Origin of the sequence: Citrobacter sp. wls619 (genome assembly GCF_005281345.1) — a bacterium.
Lineage (GTDB): Bacteria > Pseudomonadota > Gammaproteobacteria > Enterobacterales > Enterobacteriaceae > Citrobacter.
Genome location: NZ_SZXJ01000101.1, coordinates 274959 through 288289, shown reverse-complemented (window position 1 = coordinate 288289; position 13331 = coordinate 274959). Strand labels below are relative to the sequence as shown.

Below are 13331 nucleotides of genomic sequence, written 5' to 3'. Positions count from 1 at the left end.
CGTGTTAAACCGTTATCCTTTGTGGAAGTACATTATGCTGGTCGTCGTTATTATCGTCGGCCTGCTTTACGCACTTCCCAACCTGTATGGTGAGGATCCGGCTGTTCAAATCACTGGCGTGCGCGGTGCCGCCGCCAGTGAGCAAACGCTGATCCAGGTCCAGAAAACGTTACAAGAAGATAAAATCACACCTAAGTCTGTGGCTCTGGAAGAGGGCGCTATTCTTGCGCGCTTTGACTCCACCGATACCCAACTGCGCGCACGTGAAGTGTTGATGGGCGTGCTGGGTGATCAATACGTCGTGGCGCTTAACCTTGCTCCGGCAACGCCCCGTTGGCTGGCAGCCATTCACGCAGAACCGATGAAACTCGGTCTTGATCTGCGTGGCGGCGTTCACTTCCTGATGGAAGTGGATATGGACACCGCACTGGGTAAATTGCAGGAACAAAATATCGATAGCCTGCGCAGCGATCTGCGTGAAAAAGGCATTCCTTATACTACCGTTCGGAAAGAAGATAACTACGGTCTGAGCATCACCTTCCGTGATGGAAATGCCCGTGATGAAGCGATCTCTTACCTGAGCAAGCGTCACCAGGATCTGGTGATTTCCAGCCAGGGCAGCAATGCGCTGCGTGCGGTGATGACCGATGCGCGCCTGAGTGAAGCGCGTGAATACGCGGTACAGCAGAACATCAACATTCTGCGTAATCGTGTTAACCAACTGGGTGTTGCTGAACCTGTTGTTCAGCGTCAGGGTGCTGACCGTATCGTCGTCGAACTGCCGGGTATCCAGGATACCGCGCGTGCGAAAGAAATTTTGGGCGCCACCGCGACGCTGGAATTCCGTCTGGTAAATACCAACGTTGACCAGTCTGCTGCGGCATCCGGACGTGTTCCGGGTGATTCGGAAGTGAAACAATCCCGTGAAGGTCAGCCAGTAGTGCTGTACAAGCGCGTGATACTGACCGGTGACCACATCACCGACTCCACTTCCAGCCAGGACGAATACAATCAGCCGCAGGTTAACATCTCGCTGGATAGCGCAGGTGGTAACATCATGTCTAACTTCACCAAGGACAACATCGGTAAACCGATGGCGACCCTGTTCGTGGAGTACAAAGACAGCGGTAAGAAAGATGCCAACGGTCGTGCCGTACTGGTGAAACAGGAAGAGGTGATTAACATTGCCAACATCCAGTCTCGCCTGGGCAACAGCTTCCGTATTACCGGTATCAACAACCCGAATGAAGCGCGTCAGCTTTCCCTGCTGTTACGTGCTGGTGCATTGATTGCGCCGATTCAGATTGTTGAAGAAAGGACAATCGGCCCAACCCTGGGTATGCAGAACATTAAACAGGGTCTGGAAGCGTGTCTGGCCGGTCTGGTGGTTTCAATTCTGTTCATGATCTTCTTCTATAAGAAGTTCGGTCTGATTGCGACAAGCGCGCTGATTGCCAACCTGGTATTGATTGTCGGCATTATGTCACTATTGCCGGGGGCGACGTTGAGTATGCCGGGTATTGCGGGGATCGTCTTAACCCTTGCCGTCGCGGTCGATGCTAACGTATTGATCAACGAACGTATCAAAGAAGAGTTGAGCAACGGACGTTCGGTGCAGCAAGCAATCAATGAAGGTTATGCGGGTGCATTTAGCTCCATCTTCGATGCGAACATTACGACGTTGATCAAGGTCATCATCCTGTACGCAGTCGGCACCGGGGCAATTAAAGGGTTCGCGATTACTACTGGTATTGGTGTGGCGACGTCGATGTTTACCGCGATTGTCGGTACACGTGCCATCGTAAACCTGTTGTATGGCGGCAAGCGCGTCAAAAAGCTGTCAATCTGAGGAGTGCGATGTGGCACAGGAATATACTGTTGAACAATTGAACCACGGCCGTAAAGTCTGGGACTTTATGCGCTGGGACTACTGGGCTTTCGGCATTTCTGGTTTCCTGCTGATTGCGGCCATCATTGTGATGGGCGTACGCGGGTTTAACTGGGGGCTCGATTTCACCGGTGGTACGGTGATTGAAATTACGCTGGAAAAACCAGCGGACATGGACGTGATGCGCGATGCGCTGGAGAAAGCGGGCTTTGTGGATCCGCTGCTGCAGAACTTCGGCAGCAGCCACGACATTATGGTGCGTATGCCGCCAACTGAAGGGGCAAACGGCGGCCAGGTGTTGGGCAGCAAAGTGTTGAGTGTGATTAACGAGTCCACCAACCAAAACGCGGCGGTGAAGCGAATTGAATTCGTCGGGCCGAGCGTGGGGGCAGACCTGGCGCAAACCGGTGCGATGGCGCTGATGGCGGCACTGATCTCCATCCTGGTCTATGTTGGTTTCCGCTTCGAGTGGCGACTGGCGGCAGGTGTGGTTATCGCATTGGCGCACGACGTTATCATTACGCTCGGGATCCTGTCGTTGTTCCATATCGAGATTGACCTGACTATCGTTGCCTCACTGATGTCGGTAATCGGTTACTCGTTGAACGACAGTATCGTGGTATCTGACCGTATTCGTGAAAACTTCCGCAAGATTCGTCGCGGTACGCCTTACGAAATCTTTAACGTGTCACTGACCCAGACGCTGCACCGTACGTTGATTACATCCGGTACCACGTTGATGGTTATCCTGATGCTGTTCCTGTTCGGTGGCCCGGTACTGGAAGGCTTCTCGCTGACCATGTTGATCGGTGTGTCTATCGGTACTGCATCGTCTATCTATGTGGCTTCGGCACTGGCGTTGAAGCTGGGTATGAAGCGCGAGCACATGCTGCAGCAGAAGGTCGAGAAAGAAGGGGCGGATCAGCCGTCAATTCTGCCTTAACCAACGCAGGCAAAAGTACTGAAATCCCGATCGCAAGGTCGGGATTTTTTTTGCCTGTGGAAACTCCACAGCCTCTCTGTGTAATGCCAGTTAGCTAACGCCTCAGTTTTAGAAAGCATCACATGTGTTGGCAGAGATAATGAACATGCTATCTCTGAGGAACGGAGACTTATTCAGAGCAAAACGTTCTCTATACATGTTTAACTGATCATCATTACAGCCTGGCTGTGGAACAAAAAAAGCCAGCGGTTAAGCTGGCTTGTCTTTGATTAATTTACTGGATTAGAAGTTGTAACCTACAACCAGGTAACCACCCCAACCGGTAGATTTCGCGCTGAAGTCACCTTCGCCCCAGTTCAGAGTATCGCCGCCTTTCCACTGGCCGCCGTTATGGAAATAACGCGCGACGACAGAGTAGTGCCAGTGATCATAGTTCAGGGCCAGAACATGGCTGGATGCGATAGAGTTGCTGGTACGGTTCGGATCATCACCCAGATCTGAGCCCCAGTCGAAGTTGGTGAAGCCGATATAGGTCAGCTGGCCGCCCCAAACCTGAGTGATTGGCACAAAGTATTTAACTTTGAAACGGTAACCATCCCACTCGTTTTCGTTAGACGCGCCATAGTTCTGCCACTGGTATTTAGCATACACGTTCAGAGACAGGCCCATCGGCAGGCCGGTGTCGATATCAGTACCCAGACCCATGTACCAGGTGCTCTGACGGCTGGCTTTGTTGTCACCCATATCGTAGATATAGTTGTTGGCAAAGTACCATTCTTTGAACGGACCAAAGCTCAGGTCAGCACCCGTCAGTTTATCGATAGAGAAACGCGGTTCGATTTCCATGAACAGCGGGGAACCGTCAGACCAGATGCCTTTATCGTTGCCGTTACCCCAGTCAAAGGTCTTAGGAATATCGATGTAGCCATAGAAATCAAACCAGTCTTTTTTGGCAAACGCTTCGTATTCGAGATAAACGTCGTTGTTCAGCTTCGGAGAAAAGCGAGTGTGGTAGCTACCCACAACGTTAACGCTCTGATGCCACCAGTCGGAAAGATATTGCGGTTTGTCATTTTCTGCCGCGTTTGCAACAGTAAATGATGAGGAGAGCGCCAGCACTGCACCGGCTGCAAGTAATGTTTTTTTCATATGTATGCCACTGTTTGAAATCCCTTTCGGGAGTGAAAAAGGCGCAAATTGCGTTTCTAAATATTTCGTATTTCTTCGGAGCCTATTATAAAAATCATTGTTCACAAAAATATGTCTTGTTTCACAGTTCTATCATTTACGTAATCGATTGCGTTCACGTTTGCGTACTTTAGGCGGCGAATTGTACTGGCTCCCATGAATGTTGCCAAGTTTTACCGGAAATATCGGTTATGTCAGGGGAGTAACATAATAAGGCGGAGTGATGTTGCGGAACGCACAAAAACGTTCCGCAAAAAGTTTATTGACTAACAGGCTGGATGTCGTGGATGCGAACAAAACCTAACTGGTCAGGAGACAGTCCGTTTAGCTGCAACGGAATATCTACATCGCTGGGGGCAAGGATACTCGCCGGGGCGTTTATCAACTGATTCTGTACATTCACTTCCTGGTAGTTGTCTGTGGTGCCCTGAATCTGTCCGTACTCTACAGTACCGCTAAAGGCAGGGAGCGGGGTATTCGATTCCCCCTGAATCCGCAGCGTCAGGCGCGTTCCTGCCGCATTTGGCGCAATATTCACCAGCGACATACGCAGCGTGCCGATCTGACTATCCAGCCGGGCAGGTGTTTTGGAACCGGGTAGCAGGTAGGCTCCGCTGGTCGATTTGGCATTCAACATATTTTGTTGCGTAATTTTTACCGTTTCCTGATTGAGCTGCGTCATCTCTTTATTCAACGTGCTAACGCTTTGATGCATCTGGCGTACTTCGCTTTGCTGTGCACAGGCGCTGAGGCTAAAGAGGCTTCCCACCAGGAGAATTCTTAGGTAACGTCTTGTCATTGTGATTACTTCCTTCATTGTCGCGATAGCATAATGGTAGTGTGCGCAGAGCACGAAGGCATCGATCCTTTGTCTCAAAAGCGCTCCGCCTTTGTTGTCACGCCAGTTCAGGGTAAAATAGATTTCTGCGAACCACTAAGGTACAGGACGCCGTATGCATTGCCCATTCTGTTTCGCCGTAGACACCAAGGTAATTGACTCTCGTCTTGTGGGCGAGGGCTCTTCGGTACGCCGCCGCCGACAGTGTCTGGTCTGTAACGAACGTTTCACCACCTTTGAGGTGGCTGAACTTGTTATGCCGCGCGTTGTAAAAAGCAACGATGTGCGTGAACCCTTTAATGAAGAGAAGCTGCGTAGCGGCATGCTCAGAGCGCTGGAGAAACGTCCGGTCAGCGCTGATGACGTCGAAATGGCGTTAAACCATATAAAATCACAGCTGCGTGCGACAGGCGAGCGTGAAGTGCCGAGTAAGATGATCGGCAACCTGGTGATGGAGCAGCTGAAAAAGCTCGATAAAGTCGCTTACATCCGCTTTGCCTCGGTTTACCGGAGCTTCGAAGATATCAAAGAATTTGGCGAAGAGATTGCTCGCCTACAGGACTAAGCCATGCAGGATGAATTGTACATGGCGCGAGCGCTGAAGCTTGCTGCGCGCGGACGTTTTACTACTCACCCCAATCCCAACGTGGGCTGTGTGATTGTTAAAGATGGGGAAATCGTCGGTGAGGGGTATCACCATCGCGCGGGCGAGCCTCATGCCGAAGTCCATGCTCTGCGTATGGCGGGAGAAAAAGCGCAGGGGGCAACGGCCTACGTTACGCTTGAACCCTGTAGTCATCATGGTCGCACGCCGCCGTGCTGCGATGCGCTGATCGCCGCCGGTGTGACGCGTGTGGTTGCTGCTATGCAAGATCCTAATCCACAGGTCGCTGGCCGTGGGCTTTATCGCTTGCAGCAGGCGGGCATTGACGTCAGCCATGGCCTGATGATGAGCGAAGTTGAGCAGCTTAATAAGGGCTTTCTCAAACGGATGCGTACCGGATTCCCTTACGTACAGCTCAAGCTGGGCGCCTCGCTTGATGGGCGTACGGCGATGGCCAGTGGTGAAAGCCAGTGGATCACCTCGCCGCAGGCACGTCGCGATGTGCAACGCCTGCGCGCGCAAAGTCATGCCATTTTAACCAGCAGCGCCACGGTACTGGCGGATGACCCTCAGCTTACCGTTCGTTGGGAAGAACTGGGGGAGTCAACCCAGGCGAGTTATCCGCAGGAAAATCTGCGCCAGCCGATCCGTATTGTACTTGATAGCCAGAACCAGGTGACACCGGCGCATCGTATTGTGCAACAGCCTGGAGAAACCTGGATTGTCCGTACCCAGGACGATCCTCGCAGCTGGCCGGAAACGGTTCGTAGCCTGAAGGTGCCGGAACATAACGGGCATCTGGATCTGGTGGTGTTGATGATGCAGCTGGGCAAGCAGCAAATTAACAGTATTTGGGTTGAGGCCGGGCCAACACTTGCAGGCGCGTTATTACAGGCTGGCGTGGTGGATGAGCTAATCGTCTATGTTGCGCCTAAACTGTTAGGCAGTGATGCCCGGGGATTATGTGTGCTTCCAGGCCTTGAGAAACTGGCTGACGCCCCCCATTTCAAATTCAACGAAATACGCCATGTAGGTCCGGACCTTTGCCTGCATTTAGTGGGCGCATGATCTCCCGGTTCGAAAGGGAAGCAGCGCACAGATTATTATGATAAAATCCGCCCCCCTGCGGGGTCTAGTGAATCCGAAGGAAGAATATGAACATTATTGAAGCTAACGTTGCTACCCCGGACGCTCGCGTCGCCATCACCATTGCGCGTTTCAACAACTTTATCAATGACAGCCTGCTGGAAGGTGCGATCGACGCCCTGAAACGTATTGGTCAGGTTAAAGATGAAAATATTACCGTCGTTTGGGTTCCAGGCGCGTATGAGCTGCCGCTGGCGGCTGACGCACTGGCAAAAACCGGTAAATATGACGCGGTGATTGCGCTGGGTACGGTTATCCGTGGCGGTACCGCACACTTCGAATATGTGGCTGGCGGTGCAAGCAATGGCCTGGCGCATGTCGCTCAGGACAGCGGTATTCCGGTAGCCTTCGGTGTTCTGACCACCGAAAGTATTGAACAAGCCATCGAACGTGCTGGCACCAAAGCCGGCAACAAAGGCGCAGAAGCTGCACTGACTGCGCTTGAAATGATTAATGTATTGAAAGCCATCAAGGCCTGATTTTTGTAAGGGGAAATCCGTGAAACCTGCTGCTCGTCGCCGCGCCCGTGAGTGTGCCGTCCAGGCGCTCTACTCCTGGCAGTTGTCCCAGAACGACATCGCTGATGTTGAATACCAGTTCCTGGCGGAACAGGACGTAAAAGATGTCGACGTTCTGTATTTCCGTGAACTGCTGTCCGGGGTGGCGACTAACAGCGCGTACCTGGATGGACTGATGAAGCCTTACCTGTCTCGCCTGTTGGAAGAGCTGGGTCAGGTAGAAAAAGCCGTGCTGCGTATTGCGCTGTTCGAACTGTCTAAGCGTAGTGATGTGCCGTATAAAGTGGCCATTAACGAAGCGATTGAACTGGCGAAAACCTTCGGCGCTGAAGATAGCCACAAATTCGTCAACGGCGTACTGGATAAAGCAGCACCTGTGATTCGCCCCAACAAAAAGTGATCCCGAGGCCGGCTGGAGGGTGGAACCTGTTTCCACTGTCCCCGGCTTTTTCTTTTTTCCTGCTGAGGCATAACGTATGGCATGTGGCGAGTTTTCCCTGATTGCCCGTTATTTTGACCGCGTAAGAAGCTCTCGTCTTGATGTCGAAACCGGTATTGGCGACGATTGCGCACTTCTGAACATTCCTGAAAAACAGACGCTGGCGATCAGTACCGATACGCTGGTGGCTGGCAACCACTTCCTCCCCGATATCGATCCCACAGACCTTGCCTGGAAAGCGCTGGCGGTGAACTTGAGCGATCTGGCAGCGATGGGAGCCGATCCGGCATGGCTGACGCTGGCAATCACATTGCCTGACGTCGATGAAGCCTGGCTTGAAGCTTTCAGTGATGGCCTGTTTGAGCTCCTGAATTACTATGATATGCAGCTGATTGGCGGTGACACCACGCGTGGGCCGCTGTCGCTGACGCTGGGTATTCATGGCTACGTCCCGGTTGGACGGGCCTTAAAACGCTCCGGTGCGAAACCGGGCGACTGGATTTACGTTACCGGTACGCCGGGCGACAGCGCTGCCGGGTTGGCTATTCTGCAAAACCGATTGCAGGTAACTGATGCCAAAGATGCTGACTATCTGCTCAAGCGGCACCTGCGTCCTACGCCGCGAATTTTACAAGGGCAAGCCCTGCGCGACCTGGCGAGTGCCGCTATCGATCTCTCGGACGGTCTGATTTCAGATCTGGGCCATATCGTTAAAGCCAGCGGCTGCGGCGCACGGATTAACGTCGATGCTCTGCCATATTCCACTGCGTTTACCCAACACGTCGAGCCTGAACAGGCGTTGCGTTGGGCGCTCTCGGGCGGTGAAGATTATGAGTTATGCTTTACCGTACCGGAAATGAATCGTGGGGCGCTGGACGTCGCGCTGGGGCATCTCGGCACACCGTTTACCTGCATTGGGCAGATGAGTGCGGATGTGGAAGGCATTCATTTTACGCGTGATGGAAAGCCCGTCACGTTTGACTGGAAAGGATATGACCATTTTGCCGCGCCTTAAAAAAGATGTCGCAAAAAGCCGTTTGAGCATGCGTAATCCGTGGCACCTGCTGGCTACCGGATTTGGCAGTGGATTGAGCCCGATTGTACCGGGCACCATGGGATCGCTGGCGGCGATCCCATTTTGGTATTTAATGACATTTCTGCCGTGGCAACTCTATTCACTGGTGGTCATGCTGTCGATCTGTATTGGCGTCTATCTGTGCCATCAGACGGCAAAAGATATGGGTGTGCACGATCACGGCAGCATTGTCTGGGACGAGTTTGTCGGAATGTGGATAACCCTGATGGCGCTGCCGACCAACGACTGGCAGTGGGTTGCCGCTGGATTTGTGATTTTCCGTATTCTGGATATGTGGAAACCCTGGCCGATTCGCTGGTTCGATCGTAACGTACATGGCGGCACGGGGATCATGATCGATGATATTGTCGCCGGGATACTTTCTGCAGGGATCCTGTATTTTATCGGCCATCACTGGCCGGTAGGGATCATTTAAAGGGGATGCCGGATGGCGGCGTAAACGCCTTATCCGGCCTACAATCTACAACCGCGCTTATTTAAATCCCACCACCGGATGCTGTTTGTACGGCATTTCCAGTTCGGCAATGTGCTCTGGTTTCAGCGTTAAATCTACCGCGTTAAGTAATTCATCCAACTGTTCTTCCCGCGATGAGCCGATAATCGGTGCGGCGACGCCTGGCTTGCTTAACAGCCATGCCAGCGCGACCTGCGCGCGCGTTACGCCCAGTTCCTCGCTGACGCCGGTCAGCCGTTCGGCAATTTGTGCGTCGTTTTCATCGCTCTCGCTGTACAAATTTTTACCGACCTCATCGGAAACCAGACGCGCGGTCGTTTCTCCCCACGGGCGCGTCAGGCGACCACGCGCCAGCGGGCTCCATGGGATCACCGCCACACCCTCCTGAGAGCAAAGCGGTAGCATTTCGCGTTCTTCTTCGCGGTAGATCAGGTTGTAGTGATCCTGCATGCTGATAAATTGCGCCCAGCCGTGTTGTTTCTGCAGGGCCAGTGCCTGAGCAAACTGCGAAGCGTGCATGGATGATGCGCCGATGTAGCGCGCTTTTCCGGCTTTTACGACGTCATTAAGCGCTTCCAGCGTTTCTTCAATGGGCGTGTTGTAATCCCAACGGTGAATTTGCAGGATGTCCACATAGTCCATACCCAGGCGTCTGAGGCTGTCGTCGATTGAGCGCAGGATTTGTGCGCGGGATAATCCTTCTGCTAAATCATCTACCTGGTGAAAAACCTTGGTCGCCACCACGACATCTTCGCGGCGGGCGAAATCGCGCAGCGCACGGCCGACAATTTCCTCACTGCTGCCTGCGGAGTAACTGTTTGCGGTATCGAAAAAGTTAATACCACCCTCAAGGGCATGTTTGATAATCGGGCGACTACTCTCTTCTGGTAGCGTCCAGGCGTGATTGCCGCGATGGGGTTCGCCAAACGTCATGCAGCCCAGACAAAGGCGGGAGACCCGAAGGTCGGTTTTTCCTAAGGTGTTGTATTGCATAAATTCGCTCCTGCTTAGCGTGTTATTCATTAAGCATAGCAGGAGCGAGAGGGGGATTATGCCAGCCAGGCCTTGATTTTGGCCTCAATTCCGGCGGCATTCAGGCCCAGTTCGGCGCGAGCCTCGTCCTGAGTACCCTGGGGAATGAAGAAATCAGGCAGACCAATGTTCAGTACCGGAACCGGCTTACGATGCGCCATCAGCACTTCGTTTACGCCGCTACCTGCGCCGCCCATAATGGCGTTTTCTTCAATCGTCACCAGCACGTCGTGCTGTGCTGCCATTTCCAGAATCAGTGCTTCATCCAGCGGTTTCACGAAGCGCATATCGACCAGCGTTGCGTTCAGCGATTCCGCGACCTGAGCCGCTTCCGGCATCAGCGTACCGAAGTTCAGAATCGCCAGTTTCTCACCGTGACGCTTGACGATACCTTTACCGATAGGCAATTGCTCCAGCGGCGTCAGCTCAACACCTACGGCAGTACCGCGGGGATAACGCACGACCGTTGGGCCATTGTTGTAGTGATAGCCGGTAAATAACATTTGGCGACATTCGTTCTCATCGCTCGGGGTCATAATGACCATTTCCGGGATGCAGCGCAGGAAGGAAAGATCGAATGCACCCTGGTGAGTTTGCCCATCAGCACCCACGATTCCTGCCCGATCAACGGCGAACAGGACCGGTAGTTTCTGAATGGCAACATCGTGCAGCACCTGATCGTAGGCGCGTTGCAAGAACGTGGAATAGATAGCGACGATGGGTTTATAACCACCAATCGCCAGGCCGGCCGCAAAGGTCACCGCATGCTGCTCGGCAATGGCCACGTCGAAGTAGCGATCCGGGAACTTACGCGAGAACTCCACCATACCGGAGCCTTCACGCATCGCCGGGGTGATCGCCATCAGCTTGTTGTCTTTTGCTGCGGTTTCACACAGCCAGTCACCGAAGATTTTTGAATAGCTCGGCAGACCGCCGCTGCTTTTCGGCAGGCATCCGCTGGACGGATCGAATTTGGGCACCGCGTGGAAGGTGATCGGATCTTTTTCTGCCGGCTCGTAGCCACGACCCTTCTTGGTCATGATGTGCAGGAACTGCGGGCCTTTCAGATCCCGCATGTTTTTCAGCGTGGTGATAAGACCCAACACGTCGTGGCCGTCTACCGGGCCAATATAGTTAAAGCCCAGCTCTTCAAACAGTGTGCCGGGTACGACCATACCTTTGATGTGTTCTTCGGTACGTTTGAGTAGCTCTTTAATCGGCGGTACGCCGGAGAACACTTTCTTGCCGCCTTCGCGCAGCGACGAATAGAGTTTTCCAGAGAGCAGTTGCGCCAGGTGGTTATTCAGCGCACCGACGTTTTCCGAAATCGACATTTCATTGTCATTGAGGATAACCAGCATGTCGGGCTTAATATCGCCCGCATGGTTCATCGCTTCAAACGCCATCCCTGCGGTGATGGCACCGTCGCCAATGACGCATACGGTGCGGCGCTCTTTGCCTTCTTTCTCGGCGGCAACCGCAATGCCGATGCCTGCGCTGATAGAGGTTGAGGAGTGGCCAACGCTCAGTACGTCATACTCACTCTCGCCGCGCCACGGGAACGGATGCAAACCGCCTTTCTGGCGAATAGTGCCAATCTTATCGCGGCGGCCGGTAAGAATTTTGTGCGGATAAGCCTGATGTCCCACATCCCAGATTAACTGGTCGAACGGGGTGTTGTAGACATAGTGCAGCGCGACGGTGAGTTCCACCGTGCCCAGACCAGAGGCGAAGTGCCCGCTGGAACGGCTCACGCTGTCGAGCAAATAGCGGCGCAGTTCGTCGCAAAGCTTAGGCAGGCTCTCTTTTGGCAGCAGTCTTAACTCCTGGGTGGAGTCGACCAACGCCAGGGTCGGGTATTTGGCTATATCAAAACTCATCGCAAGCTCATTGGATATGTTGGTTTATTTATCACGCTGGATTATGTAGTCCGCTAGCGCTTCCAGTGCCGAGGTATCGAGAGACTGTGCGGCCAGCAAACTTAACGACTGGCGGGCATCCTCAATTAAATCCCGGGCTTTATTCCGGGCTTGCTCAAGACCCAGAAGTGCAGGATAGGTACTTTTGCCAAGCTGCTGGTCGGCACCCTGACGTTTACCCAATGTTGCAGTATCGCCTACCACATCCAGTATGTCATCCTGAACCTGGAAGGCCAGACCGATACTTTCGGCGTATGTGTCGAGTATCGGCAGAAGTTCTCTCCCTTTATCGCCAGCACTTAACGCACCCAGACGAACGGCGGCGCGAATCAATGCGCCGGTTTTATGGCGATGAATACGCTCCAGCGCCGCCAGTTCTACCTGCTGACCTTCTGCTGCCAGATCCAGCGCCTGACCGCCACACATACCGGCGATACCACTGGCCTGAGCCAGTTCAGAGATCATCGCGATGCGGTCACGGTCGGCGACTTCCGGCATCGGGGCGTCGCTGATAATAGAGAACGCCAGCGTTTGCAGCGCATCACCGGCCAGAATCGCATTCGCTTCGCCAAACTTGACGTGGCAGGTTGGCAGACCGCGACGCAGATCATCGTCGTCCATCGCGGGCAAATCATCGTGTATCAGCGAATAGGCATGGATGCACTCAACCGCGGCGGCGGGGGCGTCAAGCGTACTCAGGCTCACGCCAAACATCTGACCGGTCGCATACACCAAAAACGGGCGCAGACGTTTACCGCCTAATAATGCGCCATACTGCATGGTTTCGACCACGGGAGTGTTCTGAAAGGGCAGTGGCGCGATAAAACGGCTCAGTGCCTGGTTAGCCTGCTCAACGCAAGCCTGTAGCTGCTGCGTAAAATCCATTTACTCATTATCCGGTGTAAAAGGCGTGAGGGCGGCGTCTTCAGTTTCTGACAGCAGGATTTGCACGCGCTGTTCAGCCTGTTGCAATTTGACTTGTCCCTGACGTGCCAGCTGTACGCCACGTTCGAATTCGTTCAGCGCCTCTTCCAGCGGCAAATCGCCGCTTTCCAGACGGGTGACAATCTGTTCCAGCTCGCTCAGCGCAGTTTCAAAGCTGGCGGGCGCTTCATTTTTCTTCGGCATAATGAATGTCTGACTCTCTGTATTGACAGCACAAGACTATGGTAACGGACTCGCACTGATAAGCAAATAACGCGCAATGTGCACAGTAGCCGCGCGATGGTGGTATACTTGCGCGCTTGGATGCAGTCGCGGGTATGG

General features: G+C 53.4%; 14 protein-coding genes. 8 read left to right on the top strand and 6 right to left on the bottom strand.

What is annotated here, in order from left to right; genetic code table 11:
* The first annotated feature begins 1 nt into the window (after position 1).
* Together secD and secF are read left to right on the top strand one after the other, a co-directional pair.
* The gene (gene secD / locus FDX19_RS23895) at positions 2–1849 is read left to right on the top strand and encodes a protein translocase subunit SecD (RefSeq protein WP_137384646.1); all 1848 of its coding nucleotides are present in this window, start codon (positions 2–4) and stop codon (positions 1847–1849) included.
* 10 nt (positions 1850–1859) lie between these two features.
* Positions 1860–2831 (top strand): protein translocase subunit SecF, encoded by a 972-nt coding sequence (gene secF, locus FDX19_RS23890; RefSeq protein WP_137384645.1) that lies wholly within the window; start codon positions 1860–1862, stop codon positions 2829–2831.
* A 282-nt stretch (positions 2832–3113) separates the two neighbouring features.
* Here the strand turns inward: secF and FDX19_RS23885 are convergent, their stop codons facing one another.
* The gene (locus FDX19_RS23885) at positions 3114–3980 is read right to left on the bottom strand and encodes a nucleoside-specific channel-forming protein Tsx (protein WP_137384644.1); all 867 of its coding nucleotides are present in this window, start codon (positions 3978–3980) and stop codon (positions 3114–3116) included.
* Positions 3981–4278: 298 nt separating this feature from the next.
* The gene (locus tag FDX19_RS23880; protein WP_137384643.1) at positions 4279–4818 is read right to left on the bottom strand and encodes a DUF3251 domain-containing protein; all 540 of its coding nucleotides are present in this window, start codon (positions 4816–4818) and stop codon (positions 4279–4281) included.
* 154 nt (positions 4819–4972) lie between these two features.
* On the opposite strand from FDX19_RS23880, the gene nrdR reads away from it, so the two are divergent.
* From nrdR to pgpA, 6 genes are all read left to right on the top strand, one after another.
* Positions 4973–5422 (top strand): transcriptional regulator NrdR, encoded by a 450-nt coding sequence (gene nrdR, locus FDX19_RS23875; RefSeq protein WP_003021571.1) that lies wholly within the window; start codon positions 4973–4975, stop codon positions 5420–5422.
* A 3-nt stretch (positions 5423–5425) separates the two neighbouring features.
* Entirely contained in the window at positions 5426–6529 is a 1104-nt protein-coding gene (gene ribD / locus FDX19_RS23870; RefSeq protein ID WP_137384642.1) for a bifunctional diaminohydroxyphosphoribosylaminopyrimidine deaminase/5-amino-6-(5-phosphoribosylamino)uracil reductase RibD, read from the top strand.
* Positions 6530–6615: 86 nt separating this feature from the next.
* Positions 6616–7086, top strand: coding sequence for a 6,7-dimethyl-8-ribityllumazine synthase (gene ribE / locus FDX19_RS23865; protein WP_003021575.1), 471 nt, complete (start codon positions 6616–6618; stop codon positions 7084–7086).
* Between the two features lie 19 nt (positions 7087–7105).
* Positions 7106–7525, top strand: a complete 420-nt coding sequence (gene nusB, locus FDX19_RS23860; RefSeq protein ID WP_000801129.1) for a transcription antitermination factor NusB — start codon at positions 7106–7108, stop codon at positions 7523–7525.
* Between the two features lie 76 nt (positions 7526–7601).
* Complete coding sequence (gene thiL / locus FDX19_RS23855) at positions 7602–8579, top strand: thiamine-phosphate kinase (protein WP_137384641.1); 978 nt, start codon at positions 7602–7604, stop codon at positions 8577–8579.
* Positions 8557–9075 (top strand): phosphatidylglycerophosphatase A, encoded by a 519-nt coding sequence (pgpA, locus tag FDX19_RS23850; protein WP_003021578.1) that lies wholly within the window; start codon positions 8557–8559, stop codon positions 9073–9075. The genes thiL and pgpA overlap by 23 nt, the downstream gene beginning before the upstream one ends.
* A 57-nt stretch (positions 9076–9132) precedes the next feature.
* On the opposite strand, the gene yajO is transcribed toward pgpA, so the two are convergent.
* Genes yajO through xseB form a run of 4 tightly spaced genes read right to left on the bottom strand, consistent with a single transcriptional unit; the run spans position 9133 to position 13193 of the window.
* Entirely contained in the window at positions 9133–10107 is a 975-nt protein-coding gene (yajO, locus tag FDX19_RS23845) for a 1-deoxyxylulose-5-phosphate synthase YajO (protein ID WP_137384640.1), read from the bottom strand.
* A gap of 56 nt (positions 10108–10163) precedes the next feature.
* Entirely contained in the window at positions 10164–12026 is a 1863-nt protein-coding gene (dxs, locus tag FDX19_RS23840) for a 1-deoxy-D-xylulose-5-phosphate synthase (protein WP_137384639.1), read from the bottom strand.
* Positions 12027–12050: 24 nt separating this feature from the next.
* The gene (gene ispA, locus FDX19_RS23835) at positions 12051–12950 is read right to left on the bottom strand and encodes a (2E,6E)-farnesyl diphosphate synthase (RefSeq protein ID WP_137384638.1); all 900 of its coding nucleotides are present in this window, start codon (positions 12948–12950) and stop codon (positions 12051–12053) included.
* Positions 12951–13193, bottom strand: a complete 243-nt coding sequence (xseB, locus tag FDX19_RS23830) for an exodeoxyribonuclease VII small subunit (protein ID WP_096759458.1) — start codon at positions 13191–13193, stop codon at positions 12951–12953. It lies immediately after the preceding gene.
* Positions 13194–13331 lie beyond the last annotated feature (138 nt).

Excerpts from the sequence above, each read along its gene's own strand:
- xseB (WP_096759458.1), bottom strand. The coding sequence starts at position 13,193 with ATGCCGAAGAAAAATGAAGCGCCCGCCAGCTTTGAAACTGCGCTGAGC.
- ribE (WP_003021575.1), top strand. The coding sequence starts at position 6,616 with ATGAACATTATTGAAGCTAACGTTGCTACCCCGGACGCTCGCGTCGCC.
- thiL (WP_137384641.1), top strand. The coding sequence starts at position 7,602 with ATGGCATGTGGCGAGTTTTCCCTGATTGCCCGTTATTTTGACCGCGTA.
- FDX19_RS23880 (WP_137384643.1), bottom strand. The coding sequence starts at position 4,818 with ATGACAAGACGTTACCTAAGAATTCTCCTGGTGGGAAGCCTCTTTAGC.
- nrdR (WP_003021571.1), top strand. The coding sequence starts at position 4,973 with ATGCATTGCCCATTCTGTTTCGCCGTAGACACCAAGGTAATTGACTCT.
- yajO (WP_137384640.1), bottom strand. The coding sequence starts at position 10,107 with ATGCAATACAACACCTTAGGAAAAACCGACCTTCGGGTCTCCCGCCTT.
- ribD (WP_137384642.1), top strand. The coding sequence starts at position 5,426 with ATGCAGGATGAATTGTACATGGCGCGAGCGCTGAAGCTTGCTGCGCGC.
- FDX19_RS23885 (WP_137384644.1), bottom strand. The coding sequence starts at position 3,980 with ATGAAAAAAACATTACTTGCAGCCGGTGCAGTGCTGGCGCTCTCCTCA.
- pgpA (WP_003021578.1), top strand. The coding sequence starts at position 8,557 with ATGACCATTTTGCCGCGCCTTAAAAAAGATGTCGCAAAAAGCCGTTTG.
- ispA (WP_137384638.1), bottom strand. The coding sequence starts at position 12,950 with ATGGATTTTACGCAGCAGCTACAGGCTTGCGTTGAGCAGGCTAACCAG.
- dxs (WP_137384639.1), bottom strand. The coding sequence starts at position 12,026 with ATGAGTTTTGATATAGCCAAATACCCGACCCTGGCGTTGGTCGACTCC.